22 protein-coding genes and 1 riboswitch are annotated in these 26674 nt (G+C 68.4%); of the genes, 12 read left to right on the top strand and 10 right to left on the bottom strand.

Annotated features, from left to right (window positions below; genetic code table 11):
- Positions 1 to 5 precede the first annotated feature (5 nt).
- A complete protein-coding gene (locus OG293_RS17685; protein WP_405999756.1) occupies positions 6 to 551 on the bottom strand; it encodes a DUF2269 domain-containing protein in 546 nt (181 codons plus the stop codon).
- A 1009-nt stretch (positions 552 to 1560) separates the two neighbouring features.
- Here OG293_RS17685 and OG293_RS17690 point away from each other — a divergent pair.
- Positions 1561 to 2907, top strand: a complete 1347-nt coding sequence (locus OG293_RS17690; RefSeq protein ID WP_405999757.1) for a globin domain-containing protein — start codon at positions 1561 to 1563, stop codon at positions 2905 to 2907.
- 41 nt (positions 2908 to 2948) lie between these two features.
- Here OG293_RS17690 and OG293_RS17695 read toward each other — a convergent pair whose 3' ends face one another.
- The 5 genes from OG293_RS17695 to OG293_RS17715 all read right to left on the bottom strand — a co-directional run bounded on the left by OG293_RS17695 (position 2949) and on the right by OG293_RS17715 (position 6656).
- The gene (locus OG293_RS17695) at positions 2949 to 3428 is read right to left on the bottom strand and encodes an NUDIX domain-containing protein (protein ID WP_405999758.1); all 480 of its coding nucleotides are present in this window, start codon (positions 3426 to 3428) and stop codon (positions 2949 to 2951) included.
- A 52-nt stretch (positions 3429 to 3480) separates the two neighbouring features.
- Entirely contained in the window at positions 3481 to 4371 is an 891-nt protein-coding gene (locus tag OG293_RS17700) for a LysR family transcriptional regulator (protein ID WP_405999759.1), read from the bottom strand.
- Between the two features lie 251 nt (positions 4372 to 4622).
- Positions 4623 to 5750, bottom strand: a complete 1128-nt coding sequence (locus tag OG293_RS17705) for a cystathionine gamma-lyase (RefSeq protein WP_405999760.1) — start codon at positions 5748 to 5750, stop codon at positions 4623 to 4625.
- Positions 5747 to 6196 (bottom strand): low molecular weight protein-tyrosine-phosphatase, encoded by a 450-nt coding sequence (locus tag OG293_RS17710; RefSeq protein WP_406003627.1) that lies wholly within the window; start codon positions 6194 to 6196, stop codon positions 5747 to 5749. The genes OG293_RS17705 and OG293_RS17710 overlap by 4 nt, the downstream gene beginning before the upstream one ends.
- 82 nt (positions 6197 to 6278) lie before the next feature.
- Complete coding sequence (locus OG293_RS17715; RefSeq protein ID WP_405999761.1) at positions 6279 to 6656, bottom strand: phage holin family protein; 378 nt, start codon at positions 6654 to 6656, stop codon at positions 6279 to 6281.
- A 50-nt stretch (positions 6657 to 6706) separates the two neighbouring features.
- On the opposite strand from OG293_RS17715, the gene OG293_RS17720 reads away from it, so the two are divergent.
- From OG293_RS17720 to OG293_RS17735, 4 genes are all read left to right on the top strand, one after another.
- A complete protein-coding gene (locus tag OG293_RS17720; RefSeq protein ID WP_405999762.1) occupies positions 6707 to 7024 on the top strand; it encodes a cupin domain-containing protein in 318 nt (105 codons plus the stop codon).
- Positions 7025 to 7151: 127 nt separating this feature from the next.
- Entirely contained in the window at positions 7152 to 7364 is a 213-nt protein-coding gene (locus OG293_RS17725) for a DUF5326 family protein (RefSeq protein WP_406003628.1), read from the top strand.
- A 240-nt stretch (positions 7365 to 7604) separates the two neighbouring features.
- Positions 7605 to 8330: an IclR family transcriptional regulator gene (locus tag OG293_RS17730; protein ID WP_405999763.1), complete on the top strand. Its 726-nt coding sequence runs from the start codon at positions 7605 to 7607 to the stop codon at positions 8328 to 8330.
- Between the two features lie 125 nt (positions 8331 to 8455).
- The gene (locus tag OG293_RS17735) at positions 8456 to 8890 is read left to right on the top strand and encodes an SsgA family sporulation/cell division regulator (RefSeq protein WP_405999764.1); all 435 of its coding nucleotides are present in this window, start codon (positions 8456 to 8458) and stop codon (positions 8888 to 8890) included.
- Between the two features lie 75 nt (positions 8891 to 8965).
- Here OG293_RS17735 and OG293_RS17740 read toward each other — a convergent pair whose 3' ends face one another.
- The gene (locus tag OG293_RS17740) at positions 8966 to 10294 is read right to left on the bottom strand and encodes a YibE/F family protein (RefSeq protein ID WP_405999765.1); all 1329 of its coding nucleotides are present in this window, start codon (positions 10292 to 10294) and stop codon (positions 8966 to 8968) included.
- Between the two features lie 71 nt (positions 10295 to 10365).
- Positions 10366 to 10500, top strand: a riboswitch (TPP riboswitch).
- Here OG293_RS17740 and thiC point away from each other — a divergent pair.
- The 3 genes from thiC to OG293_RS17755 all read left to right on the top strand — a co-directional run bounded on the left by thiC (position 10493) and on the right by OG293_RS17755 (position 15031).
- Complete coding sequence (gene thiC / locus OG293_RS17745) at positions 10493 to 12280, top strand: phosphomethylpyrimidine synthase ThiC (RefSeq protein WP_405999766.1); 1788 nt, start codon at positions 10493 to 10495, stop codon at positions 12278 to 12280. It overlaps the preceding riboswitch by 8 nt.
- Positions 12281 to 12735: 455 nt before the next feature.
- Entirely contained in the window at positions 12736 to 13041 is a 306-nt protein-coding gene (locus OG293_RS17750; protein WP_405999767.1) for a hypothetical protein, read from the top strand.
- 280 nt (positions 13042 to 13321) lie between these two features.
- Positions 13322 to 15031: a M4 family metallopeptidase gene (locus OG293_RS17755; RefSeq protein ID WP_405999768.1), complete on the top strand. Its 1710-nt coding sequence runs from the start codon at positions 13322 to 13324 to the stop codon at positions 15029 to 15031.
- 76 nt (positions 15032 to 15107) lie between these two features.
- On the opposite strand, the gene OG293_RS17760 is transcribed toward OG293_RS17755, so the two are convergent.
- From OG293_RS17760 to OG293_RS17770, 3 genes are all read right to left on the bottom strand, one after another.
- The gene (locus OG293_RS17760) at positions 15108 to 15935 is read right to left on the bottom strand and encodes a hypothetical protein (protein ID WP_405999769.1); all 828 of its coding nucleotides are present in this window, start codon (positions 15933 to 15935) and stop codon (positions 15108 to 15110) included.
- Positions 15936 to 16082: 147 nt separating this feature from the next.
- A complete protein-coding gene (locus OG293_RS17765; RefSeq protein ID WP_406003629.1) occupies positions 16083 to 17312 on the bottom strand; it encodes a metallophosphoesterase in 1230 nt (409 codons plus the stop codon).
- Positions 17313 to 17469: 157 nt separating this feature from the next.
- Positions 17470 to 18582, bottom strand: a complete 1113-nt coding sequence (locus OG293_RS17770; RefSeq protein ID WP_405999770.1) for a LacI family DNA-binding transcriptional regulator — start codon at positions 18580 to 18582, stop codon at positions 17470 to 17472.
- A gap of 360 nt (positions 18583 to 18942) precedes the next feature.
- Between OG293_RS17770 and hisC the strand changes: the two genes are divergently transcribed.
- The 4 genes from hisC (at position 18943) to cydD (ending at position 26601) form a co-directional block, all read left to right on the top strand.
- Positions 18943 to 20022 (top strand): histidinol-phosphate transaminase, encoded by a 1080-nt coding sequence (hisC, locus tag OG293_RS17775; RefSeq protein ID WP_405999771.1) that lies wholly within the window; start codon positions 18943 to 18945, stop codon positions 20020 to 20022.
- 470 nt (positions 20023 to 20492) lie between these two features.
- On the top strand, positions 20493 to 22001 hold the full coding sequence (locus OG293_RS17780) for a cytochrome ubiquinol oxidase subunit I (protein WP_405999772.1): 1509 nt from the start codon (positions 20493 to 20495) through the stop codon (positions 21999 to 22001).
- A gap of 22 nt (positions 22002 to 22023) precedes the next feature.
- Positions 22024 to 23025 carry a cytochrome d ubiquinol oxidase subunit II gene (cydB, locus tag OG293_RS17785; RefSeq protein WP_405999773.1) on the top strand — a complete coding sequence of 334 codons (1002 nt, stop codon included), beginning with the start codon at positions 22024 to 22026 and terminating at the stop codon, positions 23023 to 23025.
- 15 nt (positions 23026 to 23040) lie between these two features.
- Complete coding sequence (gene cydD, locus OG293_RS17790) at positions 23041 to 26601, top strand: thiol reductant ABC exporter subunit CydD (protein WP_405999774.1); 3561 nt, start codon at positions 23041 to 23043, stop codon at positions 26599 to 26601.
- Positions 26602 to 26674: the final 73 nt, after the last annotated feature.

A 26674-nucleotide genomic window follows, 5' to 3' on the forward strand; every position in this document is an offset into this window, starting at 1 on the left:
AAGGGTCAGGCTGTCGGACGCAGAGATCGCTCGTCCAGCACTTTCCGGGAACTGGCCAAGACGCGCAATCGCCGGCCTCGACGCGTGAGACCCCAAGGCTTCAAAACCGAGATCGCCGTCATGAAGAGATAGGTCGTGAAGGAGACGATCGGCCCCATGACCAGGTCCAGCGGGGCCGCCAGTGTCCCGCCTGAGGAGAGGGTCTCGGCGGCGCTGTTCACCCCCGGGCGCAGCGCGAAGATCGACGCGGTGAGAGTGATGAGCGTCAGCCAGAACTTTGTATAGACCCAGCGGTGCCTGGCGAGACCCCACGGGGTGCCGAGTGACAGGACAAGGCCGCTGACCAGTGTGAGCAGCGCGAGGGGAATGACCAGATAGTCGGTGAAGACCTTCATCGACCGGCAGGCGGCTTCAGCCATGGGCGCCGATTTGGTGGTGGCCGCGGTCAGGGACAGAGCGAGCAGTCCGAGGGTGAGCCCGAGCCAGCCGGCGGATGCGGCGACATGGACGACAAGGAGGGACCGGCGAGCGGGACGCTTGAGTGGTTTCACGTGAAACACGGTGCCGGGAAGGGAGCCGTGCCGCGTCTGGCGGCGGGAGTAACCCGGCGTACTAACCTCGGCGTACATGGAGAGAACGCCAAGGCTGCATATCTTCGATCTCGATGGCACGCTCATACGCTGGTCGGCGGCGGCCGTGGAGATTGCCCTGAGTTCAGGGGCCCGACCCCATCATCTGGGAAGCCCGGAATCTGGGCACAGGGGTACGAAAGTGTAACGAAGAGACGGCTTTGGATGCCCGGACTTTCCGCTCTTTGTCCCCTGAAGCGGCACTACCTGGCATGCTGCGACGACGGGCGCTGCGGGCAATGTCACATTTGAGGACCAGTCGTCCCGATTCTGTATGCGGCGCCATCGTTAGTGTGGGCTGCCAGTAGTCCTGAACGAGCGGGGAATTGAGGCACGTTCCGAGCCAGGCGGAAGCGCGTGGACCGACCGAAAGATGTTCGAGGCGAGGCAGACAATGGACGCTCCGACCACCACGTCTTCCGACAATGGCACTTCGGGCGACGACGGCACTTCGGGTGAGAGTGGCGGGGGCGGATGGTTCACCCCCAGGAAACCGCCGGCCCCGGGCCGGACCGATCCCAGGGAGGAGGCTTCTCCCGGGCAACCAGGGCAGGAACGAATAGCCACCCCGAGACGCCCTGTTGCCTCCATACGCCCCGTGGGCTCCGGCGTATCCCGCTCCGCCCCTCCGCCCGTGAGAGACGGGCCGCCCCCTCGGTCCACGGCCGCGCCCCTGCCGGACGAGATCCCTGTCGGCCCTCTTCTCGACGACGCTCTCTCTGACGGCGATGCTTGCGACGACTTTGTCCCCAGGGACGACCTTCCGGCCGAACACGGGCCCGCGGCCCCAGCGGTGCACCCCTCGGAGGAGGGAACCGACGAAAGCCCCTCGCCCTCCCCGCTGCCGTATCCGGGAGGAGTCCCGCAACCGAGCGAGGCGCCGTGGCCCCGCGAGACGGCGGCACGGCTCCACATGGCGCCCCGCCGCCACATGGCCGCGGACCGCCCCCAGGAGGCCACGGCGCCCCGCTATGAGGCCCCACAGCCCCGCTACGGGTCCACAGGGTCCGGCTATGGGTCCACAGAGTCCGGCTACGAGGCCGCGCAACGCCCGCATGTGCCTGTCGCACCACCGCCGGAAGCCTCTGCCTCGTCCGCATCCCCACAGGAACGTTCGGTCGGCCACCAGATACCCCAACCGAAGCCCGCCGCCGCGTCCGCCGCCGAAGCCTCCCCCGACGCCATCCTGATCCGGCGCACCATGGCGGAGATCGGGCCCGTCGCCGACAAGGTCACCTCGTACTTCTACGCCCTGCTCTTCGTCCGCCACCCCGAGCTGAGGGCGCTTTTCCCCGCGGCCATGGACGCCCAGCGGGACCGGCTTCTCAAGGCTCTGCTCACCGCCGCCGAGCACATGGACAACGCGGCCGTGCTCACCGACTACCTCCAGCATTTGGGCCGCGGCCACCGCAAGTACGGAACGCAGCCCGCGCACTACCCCGCTGTCGGCGAGGCACTGATCAGCGCGCTGGCCCGGTACGCCAGGGCGACCTGGGACGAGGAGTCCGAGGCCGCCTGGGTACGCACGTACACCACGATCTCCCAGATCATGATCGACGCGGCGGCCGAGAACGAGCGGCACGCGCCCCCCTGGTGGCACGGTGAGGTGGTCTCGCACGACCTGAGGACGCCGGACATCGCCATCATCACCGTCCGCCCCGACCAGCCGTACCCCTTTCTGGCCGGGCAGTACACGAGCCTGGAGACGCCTTGGTGGCCGCGTATCTGGCGGCACTACTCCTTCGCCGGCGCGCCCCGGGCAGACGGTCTGCTCTCCTTCCACGTCAAGGCGGTCCCGGCGGGCTGGGTCTCCAACGCCCTGGTGCATCACGCCCGCCCCGGCGATGTGCTGCGCCTGGGGCCGCCCGCCGGTTCGATGACCGTCGACCACTCCACGGACAACGGCCTGCTCTGTCTGGGCGGCGGCACCGGGATCGCCCCCATCAAGGCGCTGGTCGAGGATGTCGCCGAGCACGGTGAGCGGCGCCCGGTGGAGGTCTTCTACGGAGCGCGCACCGACTACGACCTGTATGACATCGACACCATGCTGCGGCTCCAGCAGTCGCACCCTTGGCTGTCGGTCCGGCCGGTCGTGGACGACCGGGCGGAGTTCCCGAACGCCGTGCGGGAGTTCGGCCCGTGGTACGAGTACGACGCCTATCTCTCCGGGCCGCCCGGGATGATCCGCAGCGGCGTCGACGCGCTGCGTGGCATCGGCATCCCGTTCGAACGGATCCGGCACGACTCCCTCGATGAGCTGGTGGCAGCGGGGGACTAGGCCTGACCCGAAGGGCAGGCGACGGTGACCCTTCTTTTGGATCAGCCCAGGTCGGGGGCGTGCATTGCGCGTACTCCCTCGATATTTCCGTCCAGGTAGTGCCGCAGCGACAGCGGAACGAGATGGACGGCGGCGATCCCGACCCGGCTGAACGGCACGCGAACGATCTCGTACTCCCCGCAGGGCTCGTCGATCTCGGGGCCGTGCCGCCGTGCGGGGTCCATCGACTCCAGTCTGCAGACGAAGAAGTGCTGCACCTTCACCCCCGTGACACCGCCGTCCGCGATGTGCTCGACGGTGTCGACGAAGCAGGGCACAACATCAGTGATCTTGGCGCCGAGCTCTTCGTCCACTTCGCGGTGGAGAGCGTCGACCACGGTGGCGTCCTCGGGCTCGACCCCGCCACCGGGTGTGAGCCAGTAGGGGTCCACGCCGGGTTTGGTCCGCTTGATGAGGACGAGGTCGTTGCCGTCGAGCAGGATGGCGCGTGCGGTGCGCTTGACCACGGGCCGTTCGGTCATGGCTAGAAAATGGCCCGCCGGGAACGTTCTGAAACTCCTGTCCGCTGTGCGATCACCAGTCGACGGCGGCGCGCAGCAGCCACTCGTGCGCCCGCGCGATGTGCGGGAGGGCGAGTGTGCCGGTGCGGACGACGAGGAAGTAGGTCCGCAGCGGGGGCACCGGAGGGTCGAGCAGGGCCACCACGCGCCCGCTGCGGAGGTCCTCCTCGCACAGATAGCGCGGCAGGACGGCAAGGCCCGCGCCCGAGGCCGCGGTCTCCAGGACGGCGCGCAGGTCCGGGGCGATGACGGCGCCGGCGGCGGCGGGCCGGGAGTCGAAGACGGCGGCCCAGTAGCGCGAGACCAGGGGCAGCGACTCATGGACCTCGACCACGGGAAGCTGCTCCAGCACCACATGCCCACCGCGCAGCTCACCGGGGCCGAGCCGGGCCGCCCAGCGCGGTGACGCGATCAGGACGTGTTCCTCGTCGCAGAGCGGAGTTGCCGTGAGCAGTCCGCCCCGCGGCCGTGCGGTGGTGATGGCCAGATCGTGGTGGCCGGCGGCGAGGCCCTCCAGCGTCTCCTCGGCGTTGCCGAACGAGGCCCGCAGCGCCAGGCCCTGGGAGATCAGCGGGGTCAGCGCGGGCAGGGCGCGCAGCGCCACGAATTCCGGGGGGCCGGCGAGATGCAGGGTCCGTACGCCCGTTTCCTCGTCGAGACCGGCCTCGGTGATCTCCACCAGGGCGTCCAGATGAGGCGCGGCCCGGTGTGCCAGTTCGTCGCCGATGGTCGTGGGGGTCACACCGCGGGCCTGGCGCAGGAAGAGCGGACGCCCCAACTGCCGCTCCAGCGTACGGATCTGGCCGGTTACGGCAGGCTGCGAGAGCCCCAGCAGCGCGGCGGCGCGGGTGAAGGAGCCGGCCCGGTGCACCGTGACGAATGTGCGCAGCAGGGCCAGATCCATGCGATGCCCCTCCCGACCGACTTCTGACCCACGTGTGCCCACGGACCGGACAACTATAAATAAGTCGATAGGTCGCTGTCGCTACTGTGATTGGACACTGACGCAGAGTCAACTAGCCTTGTTCGCGCGGTTCTTTCGAGGGACGAACCGGGGCGGTCCGAGCCATGAGGGGGGAGGCTCGGGCCGCTCGTTTTGCGTAGTGCCGGTGCGCACGCCGTCGTACTCCGGCGTACGCCCCCAGGTCCGCAGAACTACCGCGCCGCCTCGTCCAGGGCCCGCACCACATCCGCCACCAGGTCGTCCGCGTCCTCGGCCCCGGCCGAGAAGCGGATGAAGCCCTCCGGAACGGCGTCGCCGCCCCAGCGCCCGCGGCGCTCCGCCGTGGAGCGCACCCCGCCGAAGCTTGTCGCATCGTCCACCAGCTGGAGTGCGCCGAGGAAGCGCTCGGCATGCCCGCGATCGGGCAGCACGAAGGAGATCACACAGCCGAAACGACGCATCTGCTGGGAGGCGATCGTGTGCGAGGGATCCGAGGGCAGCCCTGGATAGCGCAGCCCGGTCACCTCGCCGCGTGCGCCCAGCGCGTGGGCGAGCGCCAGCGCATTCGCGCACTGCCGCTCCAGTCGCAGCTGGAGCGTCGCCAGCGAGCGGTGTGCGAGCCATGCCTCCATCGGGCCCGGAATCGCCCCGACCACCTTGCGCCAGCGCCGCACTCCTGCGGCCAACTCCGCATCGCGGCAGGTCACATGGCCGAGCAGAATGTCTCCGTGGCCCGTCATGCCCTTGGTGTCACTGGCGACCGAGAAATCGGCGCCCAGGTCGAGCGGGCGCTGTCCGAGCGGCGTCGCCAAGGTGTTGTCGACCGCGACCAGCACGCCGGCCGCGTGCGCCGCCTCGGCCAGCCGACGCACGTCGCACACATCGAGGCCCGGGTTGGACGGCGTCTCCATCCACAGCAGCCTCGCCCCCTCCAGCAATGCCAGCTGTGCGTCGCCGCCGGTCGGCGCGGTCCTGACCTCGACGCCGTACGCCTCCAGCCGTTCCCGCAGCAGCGGCAGCGCCTGATAGCCGTCGTTCGGCAGCACCACCGCGTCGCCCGTCCTCAGCATGGAGAACAACACGGCCGAGATCGCAGCCATCCCCGAGGCGAAGACCACGGTCTCGACGGACTCCCCCGGCGCCTCCAGCTCACCGATCGCCCGCTCCAGATGGGTCCAGGTCGGGTTCTCGTCACGGCCGTAGGTGTACGGCCCGGTGGGCTCGCCCGGCAGATGGAAGTGGGCGGCGAAAACCGGCCCCGGCAGCGTCGGCTCGTACTTCACCGGGTCGGGCAGCCCCGCCCGTACCGCCCGCGTTCCCTCGCCCGTGCCGCCGCTCATGCCGCCCGCTCCTCGACTGCCGTCCGTACCGAAGCGAGCAGTCCCTCGCTCGCCGACTCCACCATCTTCAGGCACTCCTCGAACCCGTCCATGCCGCCGTAGTACGGATCGGGCACGTCCAGGCCGTCGAAGTCGGGGGAGGCGTCGGGGTCGTACGACCGCAGCAGGCGCACCTTGTCGGCGTCCGCGGCGGTCGCCGCGAGCCGCCGCAGTTCCCGCACATGCCCATCGTCCAGCGCGATGACCAGATCGAGGCGAGAGAACCATCCGGCTCGGAACTGCCGGGCGCGGTGCCCGGACTCATAGCCGTTCGCCTCCAGCACGGCGACGGTGCGCGGGTCCGCGCCGTCGCCCTCGTGCCAGCCCCCGGTGCCCGCGCTGTCCACCTCCACCAACCCGTCGAGCCCGGCGTCCGCCACCCGCGCGCGGAAGACGGACTCGGCCATCGGCGAGCGGCAGATGTTGCCGGTGCAGACGAAGCAGACGCGGTACGCGGGACCCGTGTGGTGTGCAGAACTCACTCGACGTTCAGTCCTTGTCCGGCAGGGCGACATTCATCGCCCACGAAACGACGGAGATGATCAGACCGCCGATGACGGCGGTCCAGAAGCCCTCGACATGGAAGTTCAGGTCGAGCTTGTCGGCCAGCCAGGACGTCAGCAGCAGCATCAGCGCATTGACGACCAGTGTGATCAACCCGAGGGTCAGGATGAAGAGCGGCAGCGTGAGCAGCTTCACCACGGGCTTGACGAGGAAGTTGACGAGGCCGAAGAGCAGCGCGACCAGGATCAGCGTCCACGCCTTCCTGCCCGCGCTGTCACCGGTCAGGGTTATGTCCTGAAGGAGCCAGATGGCCACCAGCAGGGCCGCCGCATTGGCGATCGTCTTGACGAGCAAATTCTTCATGTGTCTGATCGTGGCAGACGTGATCGGACCAATGGCAGGGGCGGACGACGATGAAAGCATTCCGACTGGACGAGCTGGAGGCGGAGCGCGCCGCCAACGACGGTGCGTACCTCCAGTTCCTGCGTGAGCGGAACATGTCGGTCGGGCTGTACGCGCTGAACGCCGGCGAGCTGGACCCGCAGCAGCCCCACCGCCAGGACGAGGTCTACTTCGTCGTCAGCGGCCGCGCCGCGATCACAGTGGGCATGGAAACAACGCAGGTCGGGCGGGGCAGCGTGGTCTACGTCCCGGCCGGAGTGGCTCATAAGTTCCACCACATCACGGAGGATCTGCGGGTGATGGTGGTCTTCTCTCCCCCTGAGAGCTGACCGGAACCCGCACCGATCCCTAAGGGTCCGGTCAGGGGAGTTCAAGGGATCGCAGGGCCCCGGACGCCTCCCTCACCCGCCTAGCATCGAAGCCAGGAACTCAGAGAAACGAGGTAGGACGATGGCCGTGCGGGAGATATTCGCCGGGATGCCGTGGTGGGTGAAGTGGGTCGCGGTGCCCGTCATCGCCCTTGTCGTGTTCGGCGGGCTGATCGCCAGTGTTGTCGGGTTTGTCATCTGGCTGCTGTTCAAGGTCCTCCTGTTCGTCGCGATCGTCGGCGGACTCGTTTTTGTCGTACGGAGGTTCATGTCTTCCTCAAGCTCGCGCAGCGACTGGTAGTACGCACCGGACGCGCATTAGCCCGGCTGGGGGAACGCACCGACAAACCCCCGGTACCGCACGGGGGCGGCCATTACAGTGACAATCCGCTGCCGCCCCCTGGGAAATATGCCCCTCGGGAATTCCGCGTGGCGGGCGCGCGGGGGCGGCCCCCGCGTACGGGCGGCTGCCCGCCACCATGCCTGGGGGTGACCTTTGGCCACGGTTACGAACGCTGCTGCGCCTACCCTGATCGGTTCGGTGCAACGGGCGCTGAGGCTTCTGGAGGCCGTGGGCTCCCACCGGGACGGGGCGCCCGCGAAACAGCTCGCGCGTGAGGCGGGCCTTCCCCTTCCCACCGCGTACCACCTGCTGCGGACCCTGACGCACGAGGACTACCTGCGCCGCGAGAAGGGCGTGTTCGTCCTCGGTGAGGCGGTCGGGCGACTGGCGCTGGGCAGTGCCTTGCAGAATCGTCGCAGCAGGCTCGAGGACTCGCTCGCCCACTGGCGGGACGCGATTGGTGTCCCGGTGTACTTCGCGGTCTACCGCGAGGGGGAGATCGACCTGGTCGCCGTCGCGGACACCCCCTATGCGCCCGCCGTCGAGGAGTGGGCCGACTTCCGTGAGACCGGACATGCCCATGCGATCGGCCAGTGTCTGCTGAGCCAGCTCGACGGTCAGGCCCGCCGCGATCATCTCGACCGCCATCCGGTGCAGCCGGTCACTCCCTATTCCGTGCGTGATCGCCGCTCACTTCTGCAACGGCTCTCTTCCATCGAGCGCATGCAACCGGTCGTCGAGCGACAGGAATATGCGCTCGGCACGGTCTGTGCCGCCATCCCGATCACGGCCGGATCCGGAGCGGCCACGATGGCCATTTCTCTCCCGCTTCACCAGGAAGAACGGTTGCTTCCCGCAGTCGAACAGCTACGCAATGGAATGGGCGGGCTGCTCGGCTCCCTCGCGTTCTCTATCAGTATCTGAAAAATCACTCCTTGTGATCTGCTGGTGCTTACTGGACCATTGCGTCAAGAGGGCCATGAGGGATCATTCCTGGCCGTTTTGATCCGAGTGCTTTGTTCATTGCTTGATCCATTGCGGGGTAGACGATGCGCGAGTCGGTCCAGGCCGAGGTCCTGATGAGTTTCCTTGTCTCCGAGGAGCTCTCATTCCGGATCCCGGTGGAGCTCGGGTACGAGACGAAGGATCCGTTCGCCGTGCGGATGACCTTCCATCTGCCCGGGGACGCCCCGGTGACCTGGACTTTCGGGCGGGAGCTGCTGCTGGACGGCGTCAACGCACCGACCGGGGACGGCGATGTGCACATCGCGCCCACCCAGCCCGACGAGCTCGGTGATGTGCACATCCGGCTGCAGGTCGGCTCGGACCGTGCGCTGTTCCGGGTGAGCGCGGCGCCCGTCGTGGCCTTCCTCGACCGCACGGACAAGCTGGTGCCGCTCGGCCAGGAGCGTACGCTCGGTGACTTCGAGTGCAGTCTCGAGGAAGCCCTCGGCCGCATCCTCGCCGAGGAGAACGCAGGCTGAGCCCGAGCGCCGTCCAGGCCGTCGCCGAGCGCCGGTTGAGCTCGCCGAGCGCCGTCTCAGCGCCGGGCCCCTCCCCTACTTCTTGCGGCGTCGGCCCTTGCCGCTCCGTGCGGCAGTCGTGCCGGCCGCGGCCGGCGGCCCCTGCCGGTCGGCGGAGACCACCACCGCCGCGAGGGCGGTCGTCAACGGCACCGAGGCGACCAGCCCGATCGACCCGATCAAGGTCCGTACGATTTCCTCCGCCACCAGCTCGCTGGTGGCCACCGTCCCGACACTGCTCTGGGCCACCGAGAAGAGCAGCAGCAGGGGCAACGCGGCACCCGCGTATGCCAGGACGAGGGTGTTCACGACGGACGCGATGTGGTCGCGGCCGATCCTGATGCCGGCCCGGTAGAGCGACTTGCGGCCCATGCCGGGATCCGCCTGGTGCAGTTCCCAGACCGCCGAGGTCTGGGTGACCGTCACATCGTCGAGCACGCCGAGCGAGCCGATGATGACGCTCGCCAGCAGCAGACCGCTCAGATCGATGCTCGGATACAGGCCGTGGATCAGGCCGGTGTTGTCGTCGGTGTTGCCGGACAGACTCGCCCAGCCGACGAAGAGGGAGCCGAGCAGCCCGATCAGCAGCAGCGAGATCAGTGTGCCGAGCACGGCGACCGAGGTGCGCGCGGTGAGCCCGTGGCAGAGATAGAGGGCGATCAGCATGATCGCGCTCGCGCCGACGACGGCGACGATCAGCGGATTGGAGCCTTCCAGGATCGCGGGCAGGATGAACAGGGTCAGTACGGCGAACGAGGCGGCGAGCGCGATCAGCGCCATCACGCCCCGCATCCGCCCCACCACCACCACAGTGAGCGCGAAGATCCCGGCCAGCAGCACCAAGGGGAACTTCCGGTCGACATCGGTCACGGAGTACTGGAGATCGCGGGGCGCGTCGGGGGCGTACGCCACCACCACACCCTGGCCGGCCGTCAACTGCCGTGGTGCGTCAGGCTGGACGATCTCGACGAACGTGCGGCCCTTGTCCTTGCCGGTGGTGACCTCGACCGTCGCCTTCCCGCACTTGCCCTGCTGGGAGTTGACCGCCTCGCGCCCCTCAGTGGTGGAGGTGTCGCCGGTCGGCGGGACCTGTGCGGCGTTCACGTCCTTGCAGTCGACCTTGTCGACCCGTACGACCTTGCCCTGCTCAGTCTGCCGGTCGAAGCCGACGCCGGTGCGCTCATGGCCGGGGGCGCCGCCCGGCCACAGGACGACGAGACCCACGACGACGGCGGTGGCGAAAGGAATCAGCACCGCGGCGATGACCTTGCGCAGGTGCCGAGAGACGGGCGCGGCGGGCCCATGGCTGTGCGAGTGGCCATGGGGCTCGGGCGTCGGCGGCGAGGAGGTCGGCGGTGAGGTCACCGACAGATCATCGCAACAACGAGAGGGGCGCACTGTTCAGCACGCCAGAAATGACGCTAGCGTGGTGGCACCTTTGCACACGCGGGAGCTCGGAGCACCGGGCTGAGAGGGCGCTGAAATCCGTACGAACGGTACGGAAGCGGCTGCGCCGACCGCCGAACCTGTTACCGGGTAATGCCGGCGTAGGGAGTAGGTCTCATGACCGTTCAGGACGCACGCACGCCTGCCTCCAGCACTGAGGAGAGCGGGAAGTCCATCGGCTGGCACAAGGGATACGTCGAGGGTTCGCGCCCCGACCTCCGTGTGCCGGTCCGCCAGGTGCACCTCACCAACGGCAAGGACGTGACGTTGTACGACACGTCCGGTCCCTACACCGACCCGAACGTCGAGACCGATGTCCGCCGGGGCCTGTCACCGCTGCGGGAGAACTGGATCATCGGTCGGGGCGACACCGACGAGTACGCGGGCAGGCCCGTCCGACCCGAGGACGATGGCATCAAGCACACCGCGCCGAGGGGTGGTCTGCGCAACCTCGACGCGGTCTTCCCGGGCCGTCCGCGCCAGCCCCGCCGGGGCCGGGACGGAGTCGCGGTGACGCAGCTGGCGTATGCCCGCCGCGGCGAGATCACACCGGAGATGGAGTACGTCGCGATCCGCGAGAACGTCTCCCCCGAGGTCGTGCGTGAGGAGATCGCGGCGGGGCGGGCCGTGCTGCCGGCCAACGTCAACCACCCGGAGATCGAGCCGATGATCATCGGTAAGCGATTCCTGGTGAAGGTCAACGCCAACATCGGCAACTCCGCGGTCACCTCCTCGATCGAGGAGGAGGTCGAGAAGATGACCTGGGCGACGCGCTGGGGCGCGGACACCGTCATGGATCTCTCCACCGGCCGCAACATCCACACCACCCGCGAGTGGGTGCTCCGCAATTCCCCCGTGCCGATCGGTACCGTGCCGCTCTACCAGGCGCTGGAGAAGGTCGACGGCAAGGCCGAGGACCTGACCTGGGAGATCTACAAGGACACGGTCATCGAGCAGGCCGAGCAGGGCGTCGACTACATGACGGTGCACGCCGGCGTACGGCTGCCCTACGTCCCGTTGACCGCCAACCGCAAGACCGGCATCGTCTCGCGCGGTGGCTCGATCATGGCGGCGTGGTGCCTGGCACACCACAAGGAGTCGTTCCTCTACGAGAACTTCGAGGAGCTCTGCGAGATCCTCGCCGCGTACGACGTGACGTACTCCCTCGGTGACGGTCTGCGGCCCGGCTCGATCGCGGACGCCAACGACGAGGCGCAGTTCGCCGAGTTGCGCACGCTGGGCGAACTGAACTCGATCGCCAAGCGTTTGAATGTGCAGACGATGATCGAGGGTCCCGGTCACGTCCCGATGCACAAGATCAAGGAGAACATCGACCTCCAGCAGGAGATCTGCGAGGAGGCACCCTTCTATACGCTCGGCCCGCTCACGACGGACGTGGCCCCGGCGTACGACCACATCACCTCCGGTATCGGGGCGGCGATGATCGCCTGGTGGGGCACCGCGATGCTCTGCTACGTCACGCCCAAGGAGCACTTGGGCCTGCCCAACCGTGACGACGTCAAGACGGGCGTCATCACCTACAAGATCGCGGCCCATGCGGCGGACCTGGCCAAGGGCCACCCGGGTGCCCAGGAATGGGACGACGCGCTGTCCGACGCCCGGTTCGAGTTCCGGTGGGAGGACCAGTTCAATCTGGCCCTCGACCCGGACACGGCCCGGGAGTTCCACGACGAGACGCTGCCCGCGGAGCCGGCGAAGACCGCGCATTTCTGCTCGATGTGCGGCCCGAAGTTCTGCAGCATGAAGATCAGTAGAAGCATCGCGGAACAGTTCGGCTCCGATGAGCCGCTGACCAGCGTCGATGACGCAAGGGCCGGGATGATGGCCAAGTCTGCCGAGTTCGCGGCCCGGGGCAACCGGCTGTACCTGCCGATTGCTGACTGATCTTCCGGCGTCTCAGCCTCCCCTGTCGCACAGGGGGCCTCGAAGTAAGGGGTGTCGCCTCCTGGGCGGCACCCCTTTCGAGTTGGCCCGTACGGCATGTGTTGCTGTCGTTGTGGGATTCCGACGGTGACTTGCGCCACTCGGACGCATTGCGCGCGGGGGGTCGTGCCTGCCCGAGAAGCCGGACAGTGTACGGCCTCAGCAATTCTCCAGCCGGAGCACCATGACCGACGCCGCGAAGTTGAAGCAAAATGGTTACCGGATAGCCTGACGGAGCCGTACCGGCGGTATTTGCTGCCGGGACCGAAGCGGTTCGGAACTGTACCGAAGGATTGTGCTCGGTCGGAGGTTTTTCGGTTTCCACACCGGTCCCTCGTCTGTTGAGGTTGAAGCAACTCCATAGGACCCGCGGAACCCTTGGAAGTGCCCGCAAATCTCAACGAAGGGATACCAACATGAGTTCTGACTACGATCAGCCCTCGTCGACCCCCGCCTTGCACCGGCGCCCTGGCGCAAGCTCAAGCCGGCTGCGGCTCGCGCTGGCCGGCGGTGCCGCCCTCGCGTTCCTGGGCAGCGGCGCTGCCTTCGCCGCAGGCCAGGCCACGACGCACCACACCGGCGCACAGACACAGCACACGCAGGAGGAATCCGGCAACGGCTCGGACGACCTGCGCGCGGCCGGCGTCAAGGCGCTCGGCGTCGATAGCGTCGACCCCCTTGCGCGTTGGGACCACCGGGATGACCGCGTATGGGATTGGTAAGGAGGCTGCCCTCAGCTGAAAACGGGTAGCGGCGCCCCTCGCAGCCCGGTTGGTTCGTGAGGGGCGCTTTGTCGTGTGCCACGGCTGCCGCGGTGGCTGTGTCCCGATGCGCACCCCCATCTCCAGGTAAATCGGGCATTCCCTTTGCGTGGTGGAATCAAGGAATCGGTACTCGGTATCTGAAATGAATTCCCTTGCGGCGGGAACCGCTTGGCCTGTTGCCGCGTCTTCCGCAGTTCGCCACCGCTGAATTCCCCTCACACAAAGGGCGGACCATACAGTGCGTGCACTACCCAACTCCCGCAGGCGGACAGTGGCCACCGCGATCGGTGTGCTCACCGCGGCAGCCGTGCTGGGTGCCGCGTCGGCGGCGTTCCTGTCCGGGTCCGGGACCACCGATGCGGAGATCCCCGCCGTGGCGCTCAAGGGCCCCTTCGCCGAGGTGGCCAGGGCGGCCCAGAAGGCCGCCACCGCTCACGCCAAGGAGACCGGCGTCGGCGAGACGGAGTCCCTGACACCCAAGGACGTCCTCATCGACCCCGAGGGCAAGAGGCATGTGCGCTTCGACCGCGTCCTCGACGGCGTCCCCGTGAAGGGCGGTGACCTCGTGATCCACCTCGACGCGCACAACGCGTACCGGGGGGTGACCCGGGCCACGCTCCGCAAGGTCGATCCCCCCGCGCTCTCTCCCAGGCTGACCGCCGGTCAGGCGGCGGCCCGGGCTTCCACTGTCGCCAAGGGCTCCGTCGGCAAGCGCAAGCTGATCACCGACCTCGGTAAGGACAAGGCGCCGCTCGCTCACCGGGTCGACGTCGTCGACCGCCAGGACCGGTCCGGCGGCCACAGCGTCGTCCTGGACGCGCGCGGCGGCACGGTTCTCAGCAGCGCTCCACTGGCGGAGGGCATCAGCCCTGCCAGCCGTCGGCCCGGCGCCGCCGCGGCGGAGAAGGCCGGTACCGGAAGCTCGCTGTACGCGGGGCAGGTGCCCCTGGGCACGACGAAGCGCGCCGACGGCACATTCACGCTCAAGGACCCCGGCCGCGGCAACCTCGAGACCAGGGACGCGCGGTCACGGACCCCCACGGACTTCTCCTCCGGGAAGGTGTTCACCGACAAGGACGATCGCTGGGGCAACGGGGAGAACTCCGATCCCGCGACCGCGGCCGTCGACGTCCACTACGGCCTCAGCGCAACCTACGACTTCTACGCCCGCACCTTCGGCCGTAAGGGCATCTACAACGACGGCCAGGGCCCGCGCGCCATCGTCCACTGGGGCAACAAGGTCGGGAACGCCGGCTGGAGCGACACCTGCCGCTGCATCCTCTACGGCGACGGCGACGGCAGGCGATTCACGACGCCGCTGGTCTCCCTGGACTCCACCGCCCATGAGCTCAGCCACGGTGTGGTCAGTGCGACCGCCAACCTCCAGCCGACCAGCGAGGACGCGAGGGGCCTGTATGGGGAGCCCGGATCGCTCAACGAGTCCCTGGCCGACATCTTCGCCGCCGGTGTGGAGTTCAACGCGGACAACGAGGCCACCACCCCGAACTACCTCTACGGTGAGAAGCTGGCGCCGGAGCCGGGGTGGATTCGCCGCCTCGACAAGCCCTCGCTGAGCAAGCCGAGCGGCGTCGACTACTGGGACACGGACGTGGGCGACCGTGACGTCCACCCGGGCTCCGGTGTCTCCTCCCACGCCTTCTACCTGCTGGCGGAGGGAAACGGGAAGAAGACCATCAGGGGCGTGAACTACGACTCCCCGACCATCGACGGCTCCACGGTGAAGGGCATCGGCCGGGCCAGGGCCCTGCAGATCTTCTACCGGGCCCTGACCCGGTACATGGTCTCGACCACGGACTTCCACCAGGCCCGAATCGCCACCCTCCAAGCCGCCGCCGACATGTACGGGGCCGACAGCGCCGAATGCCGGACCGTCGACAAGGCCTGGGCGGCGGTCAACGTCACCGAGGCCAACACCCCCAAGCCCTGACCAGCGACACGGAAAAAGGCTGACGCCCCACGCCTTTGGCGGAGCGTCCTTGAGGGCGCCCGCCGTGGCTGGAGGATCACTCCGGCTGGTGCTCGGGGCCACCGAAGTCCGGGCTGGTGAAGTCCGGGCTCGTGAACGTGGGCCGCTGCCCCGTCGTCGAGCCCTCGCTCGGGCTGGAGTAGTCCGGGCCGCTGTAGCCGACCTTGGGGATACGGCTCACATGGCGCGGCGGGACCGCGGAGGTCGGATCGGCGCTCGGGTCCGCCAGCGCCGCCTGCAGGAAGGGCAGGAGACCGCGCTCCAGCAGGGCGTGCCGCCAGGCCTCCTTGGCGCGGGCGACCTCGTCGGGCAGTTCGCCCGTGGTCTCCTCGGCCGTTACCTGGGTCGCGCCGTTACGCAGAGCCGTGAGCAGTAGTCCTATTGCGGCGGCCAGGATCGCGGCTGCCGTGAGGGCCCCGAAGAACCACCCTGCTGAGACGAGGGTCTCCGCGAAGGAGGGCGGGGGCTTGAGCATCTTCAGGATGTAGCCGACCAGCAGGAATATCAGCGCGGCCGTCCCCGCGAGTACGGGGGCCAGCACGGCTATGACGGCGCCGAAGCCGGCGCCGCTCCCGGAGCCGTCACTCTCACCGGGACCCAGCACGGAGTTCTGCATGGACGCGGTGGCCGCGGGAGAGCGCGTCTCCTCGCGGACCTTGGTGTAGTGCTCGTACTCGGCAGCGGCGGCGGTGGTGATCAGTGCCGTCGCGTTGAGGGCCATCGTGCGCAGCTGTTCGCTGTTCAGACGCTGCCCCACGGCAGCGAGGTCCGGACGGTCATGGGCGTTGCGCAGCGCGTCGTCGAGGATGCGCTCGTACTCGGCGCGATCCTCGGTCAGCAGGTGCGGAGCGCTGTTCATGTGCATCCCCCGATGCTCCGTAGGGCCGGGTTGCCCGCATCGATCGGGCGGTTGGGCGAAAACGGAGGAGAGCCTGCTACGGATAAGCCGATGGTAGAGCGGTTACGGCGCGGGGTGACAGAGGGTTTCAGTAAATCGCGTGACCGTCTCGGCTCAGTTGGACAGCGGAAGTTGAACGACAAGCAGCTTTCCGGCCATGGTCACACCGCCGTCCATGGCGATCGCCAGGCCGTCCGCATACACATGCGGGCCCTCGACCATGGGGCGCGCGCCGTCCTCGCCGTCCTCGGTGCCCACTTCGCCCAGCAGGTACGGAATGGGGCTGTGGCCGTGCACGACGCGGTTGCCGCCGTAGGTGGTGAGCAGTTCGCGCACGGCCTGCGGACCCGACTCGTCGCGGAAGGCGAAGCGCTTGGTGAACTTGCGGAACAGGTCCCAGCACTCGTCGGCGTCGTTGCGGGTGAGGATGTCGTGCACGGTGTCGTTGACGTCCTCGATGCTGGAGCCGTAGTCCAGATAAGCGGTGGTGTCGGAGTGCATCAGCAGATGCTCTTCCTCCTCGACGACCGCGTCGAGCCGCGCCATCCACTGGAGGTGGACATCCTCCAGCCGGTCCATGTCGGCCTTCTGGCCGCCGTTGAGCAGCCAGGCCGCCTGGAAGGTGGCGGTGCCCGCGCCGGAGTTGACCGGGGTGTCGCCGAACCGCTTGGCGCCGAGCAGCAGCAGTTCGTGGTTGCCCATCAGCGCCTTGCAGTAGCCGCCCGCTGCCGCGGCCTCGGCGGAGAGCCGCATGACGAGGTCGATGACGCCGATACCGTCGGGGCCCCGGTCGGTGAAGTCGCCGAGGAACCAGAGGCGGGCGTTGGCGGCGGCCCAGTGCCCCTCGGTGTCGATGAGGCCCTGCGCGGTGAGCGCCGCGAGGAGTTCGTCGAGATAGCCGTGGACGTCGCCGACGACGTAGAGCGGGCCCAGGCCCTCGGGTGCGGGCATGGGTGCCTCGTCGGGCGAGACCTGCACCTGGACCGTGTCGCCGGGGCCGCCGGCGCTGATCACCGGGAGATCGCGGGCGGTGGGGGTGTACCCGTCCGGCATCTCACCTTCCGGAACGGCGTTGCCGGGATGAACGGGAGCCGGGGGCGCTGTGGCCTGCTGGGGCTGTGGCACCTGTTGTGGCACCTGCTGCTGTGCCGATTGCTGCGCTTGCTGAGGCTGCGGGGCCTCTGGCGGCACTGACTGCTGAGGTTCCTGGGAAGGCGCATCCTGCGCCGGCACCTGTGACTGCACGGGAACCTGCGCGTAGGGCGGAACGCGGAAATCACGCAATGTCGCCGTCCGCACCACGGGTCCTTGACCGGCCCCCTGAGTCATCGACCCCTCCACCACAGTCGCGCCGTTCACCTCTCGGCCCAGCCTGGTCGGGGTGGTCCGCGGTGTCGTCCGCCCATCATAGGAATGAGGTCCGTGCTGTGTGACGCACCAGGGGTGGTGAATCCGTCTGCACCCCTGGCGCGCCGGGTTGTTTCGTACCGATTAGGAGTATCTAGTCCGATGATGGGGATCGCGGGGCGCTCACAGTTGTCCGCGGAGGGCGACGTTGTGAGGACGTCCGGACGATCAGTTCGGTGGGTATCACCTGCTCGACAGGCCGGTCCTCGTCGCTTCCCTCGATGGCGTCGATGAGGAGCTGGACGACGGCTGTGCCGATCCTGCGGGGTTTCAGCGAGAGCGTCGTGATCGGCGGCTCGGTGGTCGCGTACACCGTCGACTCGCTGCAGCAGACGAGCAGCAGGTCGTCGGGGACACGCAGGCCGTACCGCCGGGCGGCGGCGAGCAGATCCGTGCCGTTGGGGTCGAAGAGTCCGTAGACGGCGTCGGGTCGGTCCGGTCGGGCGAGCAGCCGGTCGGCCGCGACGGCTCCGGCGCACGGGTCGTGGGCGGGGTAGGACTCGTAGACCGGGTCCTGGCCCACACGCTCGCACCAGTTCAGATACGCGGTGGTGGACAGGCGGGTGTAGGTGTCGGTGGTGGTGCCGGTGAGCAGACCGATCCGGCGGGCGCCGGCGGCGGCGAGATGGTCGAGCAGATCGAGTACGGCGGCTTCGTGGTCGTTGTCGACCCAGGCGGTGACCGGAAGCGTGCCTGCCGGGCGGCCGTCGGAGACGACCGGTAAGCCCTGGCGGACGAGTTCGGTGACAACCGGGTCATGGTCGGACGGGTCGATGACGACAGTGCCGTCGAGGGCGACGTTCGACCAGACGTCATGGCGTGAGGTGGCGGGGAGGATGACAAGGGCGTAGCCGCGTGCGAGCGCGGCCGATGTCGCGGCTCTCGCCATTTCGGCGAAGTACGCGAACTCGGTGAAGGTGAAAGGTTCATCCCCGTACGTCGTCACCGTCAGGCCGATGAGGCCCGATTTTCCGGTACGGAGAGTTCGGGCCGCGGCGGACGGGCGGTAGCCCAGCCGGTCGGCGACCTCGCGGACATGTCGGCGGGTGGCGTCCGGGAGCCGGCCCTTGCCGTTGAGTGCGTCGGAGACAGTCGTGATGGAGACACCGGCTGCGGCGGCCACGTCCCGGATGCCCGCCCGACTCTGCCGGCTTCCCCGGCGGGTTGTCTCCGGCCGGCTCACCTGGTGCTTCCCTGCTGCTGTCATGGCGAGCCGATAGTAGGGCTCGCGCGGGTGGTTGAGCCGGTCGCATATTCACTCGTTGACAGGCACGTTTCTGCATGATCATTTACACACAACTTCCTTGGAAGTCAAGGGAGTTGTGTGAGAGACCTGTGGTGTCTCGGGTGTCGGGACGTGCAGGCTTGCCGAATGGTCGATGTTTCGAAGTGGTCTCAACTCACCTCTACGAGGGATGCGCGCCACGGAGTGAGCTACCGGCGCGCGCTGAAAGAAGGGGCGCTCCCCCCTGATCCGGCCACCGCCGTTCGCACCTGGCGGGAATCCTCTTAAGGTGAGCAGTATTCGAAACTGCTGATGGTACGAGAAGCACGAGGAGGACCTGCGGTGAGTGAGACGAGCCCCAAGCTGCGCGCCGAGCTGGACGGCATTCCCACGTACAAGCCCGGCAAGCCCGCAGCCGCCGACGGTCCGGTCGCGTACAAGCTCTCGTCCAACGAGAACCCGTATCCGCCGCTGCCGGGCGTGATGGAGGGCGTGATCGCGGCGGCAGAGGGTTTCAACCGCTACCCGGACATGGCCTGCACCAGTCTGATGAACGAGCTGGCGGACCGTTTCGGCGTGCCGGTGACGCATCTGGCCACCGGCACCGGCTCGGTCGGCGTCGCCCAGTCCCTGCTGCAGTCCACCTCGGGCCCGGGTGACGAGGTCATCTATGCCTGGCGGTCCTTCGAGGCGTACCCGATCATCACCCGGATCAGCGGGGCCCAGCCGGTCCAGGTGCCGCTGACCTCGGGTGACGTGCACGATCTGGACGCCATGGCCGATGCGATCACCGAGCGGACCCGGCTGATCTTCGTCTGCAACCCCAACAACCCGACCGGCACGGTGGTGCGCAGGGCGGAGCTGGAGCGGTTCCTCGACCGGGTGCCGAAGGATGTCCTGGTGGTGCTGGACGAGGCGTACCGGGAGTTCATCCGTGACGCCGATGTCCCGGACGGCATCGAGATCTACCGCGAACGTCCCAATGTCGCCGTCCTGCGTACCTTTTCCAAGGCGTACGGCCTGGCGGGGCTGCGGGTCGGCTTTGCGGTCGCCCATGAGCCGGTGGCCGCGGCGCTGCGCAAGACAGCCGTGCCCTTCGGTGTCTCGCAGCTCGCGCAAGACGCGGCGGTCGCCTCGCTGCGTGCCGAGGACGAGCTGCTGGGCAGGGTCGGCTCGCTCGTGTGCGAGCGAGCACGGGTGTACGAGGGCCTGGTCAAGCAGGGCTGGACCGTGCCCGAGACGCAGGCGAACTTCGTCTGGCTGCGGCTCGGCGAGCGTACGGTCGACTTCGCGGCGGCGTGCGAGAAGGCCGGGGTCGTTGTCCGGCCCTTCGCCGGCGAGGGCGTGCGGGTCACCATCGGCGAGTCCGAGGCCAACGACATCTTCCTGCACACCGCCGAGGCGTTCCACAACGCGCTTTAGGCCGGGTCCGCGGAGTCTCGCCTGGTCAGCGACGCCCTACAGGCCTTAGGCCGGTGCGGGCGCGTCGCCCTCGGTGCGCGACCGCTCCCGGTCGGTCACCTGCGGGGCGTCGGCTGCCCGGCGGGGGAGACGGAAGGGGCGATGTGGACCTCGTCGCCCCAGGTCCGTGCGGTGGTCAGAGCGGCAGAGCCCCCACGAGCGTCGTGCTCGTGGGTGGTTTCCTCGCGAGTGGCGGTCAGCTGTCCAGGCGGCGGCGAGACGCGATCCGCATGGCCTGAGTCAACAAGATGTTGAAGGTCAACGGGACGGGTCACGCGAGGGGTACCCCCCGATCGAACGTGCGGAAAGCGCATGGGTCATAATTGCTTGTGAATGTGAACGCGTTCACAAGCGTGTCCTGATCCTCCGAAGATATGGGGGATTAAACGGGCACACTTGCCGACTGACCCGGCGATGTAAGGAGAGACGTCGTGAACCTGGCTCTGGCGCCGGAAACCCTGGCGCGATGGCAGTTCGGCATCACCACCGTCTACCACTTCCTCTTCGTCCCCCTGACGATCTCGCTCGCCGCGCTCACCGCCGGCCTGCAGACGGCCTGGGTCCGGACGGAGAAGGAGAAGTACCTCAGAGCCACGAAGTTCTGGGGCAAGCTCTTCCTGATCAACATCGCCATGGGTGTCGTCACCGGCATCGTCCAGGAGTTCCAGTTCGGCATGAACTGGTCCGACTACTCGCGCTTCGTCGGTGACGTCTTCGGCGCTCCGCTCGCGTTCGAGGCACTGATCGCGTTCTTCTTCGAGTCCACCTTCATCGGGCTGTGGATCTTCGGCTGGGACAAGCTCCCGAAGAAGATCCATCTGGCCTGTATCTGGATGGTGTCGATCGGCACGATCCTCTCGGCGTACTTCATCCTCGCCGCCAACTCCTGGATGCAGCATCCGGTCGGCTACCGGATCAACGAGGAGCGCGGACGGGCCGAGCTCACCGACTTCTGGCATGTGCTCACCCAGAACACCGCGTTGACCCAGTTCTTTCACACCATCTCGGCCGCATTCCTCGTCGGCGGCGCGTTCATGGTCGGTATTGCCGCGTTCCATCTGGCGCGCAGGAAGCACATCCCGGTGATGCGTTCCTCGCTGCGGCTCGGGCTGATCACCGTCGTGATCGCCGGACTGCTCACCGCGGTCAGCGGCGATCTGCTCGGCAAGGTCATGTTCAAGCAGCAGCCGATGAAGATGGCCGCGGCCGAGGCGCTGTGGGACGGCGAGGCACCCGCGCCCTTCTCGGTCTTTGCCTACGGAGACGTGGATAAGGGCCACAACACCGTTGCCATAGAGGTCCCCGGACTGCTCTCCTTCCTGGCCAACGACGACTTCCACTCGTACGTCCCGGGGATCAACGACGTCAACAAGGCAGAGCAGGAGAAGTTCGGGCCCGGCGATTACCGGCCCAACATCCCCGTCGCCTACTGGGGCTTCCGCTGGATGATCGGCTTCGGCATGGCGTCGCTCACCATCGGGCTGATCGGGCTCTGGCTGACCCGCAAGAAGTTCATGCTGGCGCCGGGCCTGCGGACGGGCGACGACGAGGTGCCGCATCTGGTCCTCTTCAAGAACAAGGCGCTGAACCCCAGGTTCGCCATGTGGTACTGGATCATCGCCCTGTGGACGATGGTCTTCCCGCTGATCGCCAACTCCTGGGGCTGGATCTTCACCGAGATGGGCCGTCAGCCCTGGGTCGTGTACGGCGTGCTGCGCACCCGCGACGCGGTCTCCCCCGGCGTCTCCCAGGGCGAGGTGCTCACCTCGATGCTCGTCTTCACCCTGCTCTACGCGGTGCTCGCCGTCGTCGAGGTCAAGCTCCTCGTGAAATACGTCAAGGCCGGACCTCCCGAGCTGACCGAGGCCGACCTCAACCCGCCCACCAAGATCGGCGGCGACGACCGTGACGCCGACCGTCCGATGGCCTTCTCGTACTGAGGCCCTGAGGAGCTGCTGAGGCATGGAACTTCACGACGTCTGGTTCGTACTCATCGCCGTCCTGTGGACCGGCTACTTCTTCCTCGAAGGCTTTGACTTCGGGGTCGGGATCCTCACCAAGCTGCTGGCCCGCGGCCGGACCGAGCGGCGCGTCCTGATCAACACCATCGGGCCTGTCTGGGACGGCAACGAGGTGTGGCTGCTGTCGGCGGGCGGTGCGACCTTCGCCGCCTTCCCCGACTGGTACGCCACACTCTTCTCCGGCTTCTATCTGCCGCTGCTGCTCATCCTGCTCTGCCTGATCGTGCGCGGAGTCGCCTTCGAGTACCGGCACAAGCGGGAGGAGGAGCGCTGGCAGACCAACTGGGAGCATGCGATCTTCTGGACCTCGCTGCTGCCGGCCCTGCTGTGGGGCGTCGCCTTCGGCAACATCGTGCGGGGCGTCAAGATCGACGGGCAGATGGAGTACGTCGGTACTGTCCTCGATCTGCTCAACCCGTACGCCCTTCTGGGCGGGCTGGTCACGCTGACCCTGTTCACCTTCCATGGCGCGGTCTTCGTCTCGCTGAAGACGGTGGGGGACATACGGCAGCGGGCTCGTGCCCTCGCTCTGAAGCTGGGGCTGCTCACGGCGGCGCTGGCACTCGGCTTCCTGATCTGGACCCAGGCCGCGCACGGTGACGGCAAGAGCCTGGTCGCCATGGTCGTCGCCGTGCTGGCGCTGGTCGGCGCGATCGTGGCGATCAAGGCAGGGCGTGAGGGCTGGTCGTTCGCCCTGTCGGGTGTGACGATCGTGGCCGCGGTCGCGATGCTGTTCCTGACGCTGTTCCCGAACGTCATGCCGTCGACGCTCAATGAGGAATGGAGCCTCACGGTCACCAATGCCTCGTCGAGCCCGTACACCCTGAAGATCATGACCTGGTGTGCCGGTATCGCCACACCGATGGTGCTGCTCTACCAGGGGTGGACGTACTGGGTGTTCCGCAAGCGGATCGGCACCCAGCACATCGTCGACGCCCATTAGTGGGGGATGTTTCACGTGAAACCGATCGACCCGCGTCTGCTCCAGTACGCCCGGGCCACCCGCCGATTCCTGATCGCGGTGGTGCTACTCGGACTTGTCGGGGCGGCGCTGGTCGTCGCCCAGGCGATGCTCATCGCCGAGGTGGTGGTGGGGGCCTTTCAGAGTGGGCTCACCACCTCCGGGCTTGCGACCCCCCTGGCGCTGCTCGCGGCGGTCGCTCTCGGCCGGGCGCTCGTCTCCTGGCTGACCGAACTGGCCGCCCACCGCGCGAGTACGGCGGTGAAGTCCGAGCTTCGCGGGCGGCTACTTGCGCGCGCCGCCGAGCTGGGGCCGGGATGGCTGAGCGGCCAGCGCACCGGTTCACTGGTCGCGCTCGCCACCCGCGGCGTCGATGCGCTCGACGACTACTTCTCGCGCTACCTGCCTCAGTTGGGGCTCGCGGTGGTCGTTCCGGTGGCGGTACTGGCACGGATCGTGACCGAGGACTGGGTGTCGGCGGCGATCATCGTGGTGACACTGCCGCTGATCCCTGTGTTCATGGTGCTCATCGGGTGGGCCACCCAGGCCAGGATGGACCACCAGTGGCGCCTGCTGTCCCGGCTGTCGGGCCACTTCCTGGATGTGGTCGCCGGTCTGCCGACGCTCAAGGTCTTCGGGCGGGCGAAGGCGCAGGCCGAGTCGATCCGATCCATCACGGCGGAGTACCGGCGGGCCACCCTGCGCACGCTGCGCATCGCCTTCCTCTCGTCCTTCGCGCTGGAACTGCTGTCCACGCTCTCGGTGGCGCTGGTGGCCGTCGGCATCGGAATGCGGCTCGTCCATGGGGATCTGGATCTGTACACGGGGCTGGTGATCCTGATCCTGGCGCCCGAGGCGTATCTGCCGATCCGGCAGGTGGGGGCGCAGTACCACGCGGCCGCGGAGGGCCTTTCGGCCGCGGAGGAGATCTTCCAGGTCCTGGAGACCGAACCCCGCCCGGTCGGCACGGAGGAGACTCCCGGCACGCTGCGACTGGAGCTGGAAGCGGTGACAGTCCGTCATGCCGGTCGCAGCGAAGCGTCCTTGGAGGCCGCGTCGCTCGTGGTGCAGCCCGGTGAGACGGTCGCTCTGGTCGGGCCGAGCGGCATCGGGAAGTCCACGCTGCTCGATGTGCTGCTCGGATTCGTGGAGCCCACCGAGGGACGGGTACGCATCGGCGGGGAGGACCTGGCGGGCCTCGACCTCGACCGCTGGCGGGAGCACATCGCCTGGGTGCCGCAGCGCCCTCATCTCTTCGCGGGGTCGATCGCCGAGAACGTACGGCTGGCACGGCCCCACGCCGATGACGCGACCGTGCTGGAGGCGTTGCGGGAGGCAGGTGCGTACGACTTTGTGACCGGGCTCCCCCAGGGCATGGACACACCGCTCGGTGAGGACGGGGCGGGGCTCTCGGCCGGTCAGCGGCAACGGCTCGCGCTGGCACGGGCGTTCCTCGCGGACCGGCCGCTGCTGCTGCTCGACGAGCCGACGGCGGCGCTGGACGGTGAGACGGAAGCGGGGATCGTCGACGCGGTACGGCGCCTGGCTGCCGGGCGGACCGTGCTTCTGGTCGTTCACCGGCCGGCGCTGCTGGCTGTCGCGGACCGTGTGGTCTCGCTGGGAGCGGGTGCGCGGACGGACCGGCCGTCGGGAGGGGCTGCTCCATTGCCCGCGCTTTCCCCCGACCGGGATGTGGACACGCTCCCGGGCCCGCAAGCGCTGGACGGGATGGACGCGGAGGACCGGACCGGGAGCCCGGGAGGCCGGGCGCGGGTCCTTGCACGGGTGCGGGCGACGGCCGGGGCCCTTCGGGGGCGCTTTGCGCTCGGGCTTCTCCTCGGCAGTCTTGCCCTGAGCTCCGCGGTGGGACTGATGGCCGTATCCGGGTGGCTCATCTCGCGTGCCTCGGAACAGCCCCCGGTCCTCTATCTGATGGTGGCCGTCACGGCGACCCGGGCCTTCGGTATCGGGCGGGCCGTCTTCCGCTATGCCGAGCGGCTCGTCTCGCACGACGCCGTGCTGCGGACGCTCGCCGAGCTGAGGGTCGCCGTCTACCGCCGACTGGAGCGCATTGCGCCCGCCGGCCTGCGGCTGACCCGCCGCGGGGATCTGCTGGCCCGGCTGGTCGCCGATGTCGATGCCCTGCAGGACTACTGGCTGCGCTGGCTGCTGCCTGCCGGCGCGGCACTCGTCGTCGGCACCGGGTCGGTCGCCTTCACGGCGTGGCTGCTTCCCGAGGCCGGAGCCGTGCTTGCCGCCGGACTGCTTGCCGCCGGTGTCGCCGTGCCGCTGATCAGCGGGACCTTCGCACGCCGGTCCGAGCGTCAACTCGCCCCCGCACGTGGGCAGCTCGCCGTCCGGGTTGCCGATCTTCTTGCCGGAACCGCCGAGTTGACCGTCGCCGGAGCGCTCAGGAGCCGGGTCGACGCGGCGCGGGAGGCCGACGGACGGCTGACACGGATCGCCTCGCGAGGCGCCGCGGCCACCGCCCTCGGCGGGGGGCTCTCCGCCCTGGCCTGCGGTCTGACCGTTGTGTGCGCCGCATTCGCCGGAGTCCAGGCGGTCCGTGACGGCCGGCTCGACGGAGTCTGGCTCGCGGTGGTGGTGCTCACGCCCCTCGCCGCTTTCGAAGCGGTCACCGGGCTGCCGCTGGCAGTGCAGTACCGGCAGCGCGTCGGGCGGAGTGCCGAGCGGGTCTACGAGGTGCTGGACGCGCCCCTTCCCGTACATGAGCCGGAGCACCCGGCCAAGGAACCCGGGACGGCCTTCCCGCTCGAAGTGCGGGGCCTGAGCGCGCGCCACGCCGGTCAGGACCGGGACGCGCTCGACGGCTTCGACCTGACGCTGACGGCGGGGAAGCGCGTCGCGGTCGTCGGCGCATCGGGTTCGGGGAAGACCACGCTTGCTCAGGTGCTCCTGCGGTTCCTCGATGCCAGGGCGGGGACGTACACGATCGGCGGTGTGGCCGCGGTCGAGCTCGACGGCGACGCGGTACGCAGACGGGTCGGCCTGTGCGCACAGGCCGCCCATCTCTTCGACAGCTCCGTACGGGAGAACCTCAGGCTTGCGCGTACGGACGCGACGGAGGACGAACTGCGGCAGGCGCTCGGCAGGGCCCGGCTGCTGGAGTGGGTCGACGCGCTGCCCAACGGTCTCGACACCCTGGTCGGGGAGCACGGGGCACAGCTCTCCGGCGGCCAGCGCCAGCGGCTGGCGCTGGCACGAGCGCTGCTGGCCGACTTCCCGGTGCTTGTGCTCGACGAGCCCGCGGAGCATCTCGATCTCGCGACGGCCGACGCTCTGACGGCGGATCTGCTGACGGCGACCGAGGGGCGGACGACCCTTCTGATCACGCACCGGCTGCGTGGGCTGGATGCCGTCGACGAGATCGTCGTTCTGGAGGAGGGGCGGGCCGTGCAACGTGGTTCGTACGCGGAGCTCGCCATGGCTGAGGGACCTCTGCGCGGAATGCTGGATCGCGAGCAGGCCGCGGACCTGCTCGGTGACGGGCTCTCCACCGCCGAGAACCAGACTTTCCTCGCGAAACTCGTGAAATAGAACTTACTGGTCGCAAGTTCATGGCAGCTCGGCTGAACCGAAGGACCCGCTCGAAGCCGCAACGCAGGCGCCC

This window comes from Streptomyces sp. NBC_00829, from assembly GCF_045161795.1.
Classification (GTDB): Bacteria; Actinomycetota; Actinomycetes; order Streptomycetales; family Streptomycetaceae; genus Streptomyces.

Excerpts from the sequence above, each read along its gene's own strand:
- OG293_RS17715 (WP_405999761.1), bottom strand. The coding sequence starts at position 6,656 with ATGAAGAATTTGCTCGTCAAGACGATCGCCAATGCGGCGGCCCTGCTG.
- OG293_RS17690 (WP_405999757.1), top strand. The coding sequence starts at position 1,561 with ATGGCCGCGGACCGCCCCCAGGAGGCCACGGCGCCCCGCTATGAGGCC.
- thiC (WP_405999766.1), top strand. The coding sequence starts at position 10,493 with ATGACCGTTCAGGACGCACGCACGCCTGCCTCCAGCACTGAGGAGAGC.
- OG293_RS17700 (WP_405999759.1), bottom strand. The coding sequence starts at position 4,371 with ATGGATCTGGCCCTGCTGCGCACATTCGTCACGGTGCACCGGGCCGGC.
- OG293_RS17770 (WP_405999770.1), bottom strand. The coding sequence starts at position 18,582 with ATGACAGCAGCAGGGAAGCACCAGGTGAGCCGGCCGGAGACAACCCGC.
- OG293_RS17710 (WP_406003627.1), bottom strand. The coding sequence starts at position 6,196 with ATGGCCGAGTCCGTCTTCCGCGCGCGGGTGGCGGACGCCGGGCTCGAC.
- cydB (WP_405999773.1), top strand. The coding sequence starts at position 22,024 with ATGGAACTTCACGACGTCTGGTTCGTACTCATCGCCGTCCTGTGGACC.
- OG293_RS17695 (WP_405999758.1), bottom strand. The coding sequence starts at position 3,428 with ATGACCGAACGGCCCGTGGTCAAGCGCACCGCACGCGCCATCCTGCTC.
- OG293_RS17705 (WP_405999760.1), bottom strand. The coding sequence starts at position 5,750 with ATGAGCGGCGGCACGGGCGAGGGAACGCGGGCGGTACGGGCGGGGCTG.
- OG293_RS17750 (WP_405999767.1), top strand. The coding sequence starts at position 12,736 with ATGAGTTCTGACTACGATCAGCCCTCGTCGACCCCCGCCTTGCACCGG.
- OG293_RS17720 (WP_405999762.1), top strand. The coding sequence starts at position 6,707 with ATGAAAGCATTCCGACTGGACGAGCTGGAGGCGGAGCGCGCCGCCAAC.
- OG293_RS17760 (WP_405999769.1), bottom strand. The coding sequence starts at position 15,935 with ATGCACATGAACAGCGCTCCGCACCTGCTGACCGAGGATCGCGCCGAG.
- OG293_RS17735 (WP_405999764.1), top strand. The coding sequence starts at position 8,456 with ATGCGCGAGTCGGTCCAGGCCGAGGTCCTGATGAGTTTCCTTGTCTCC.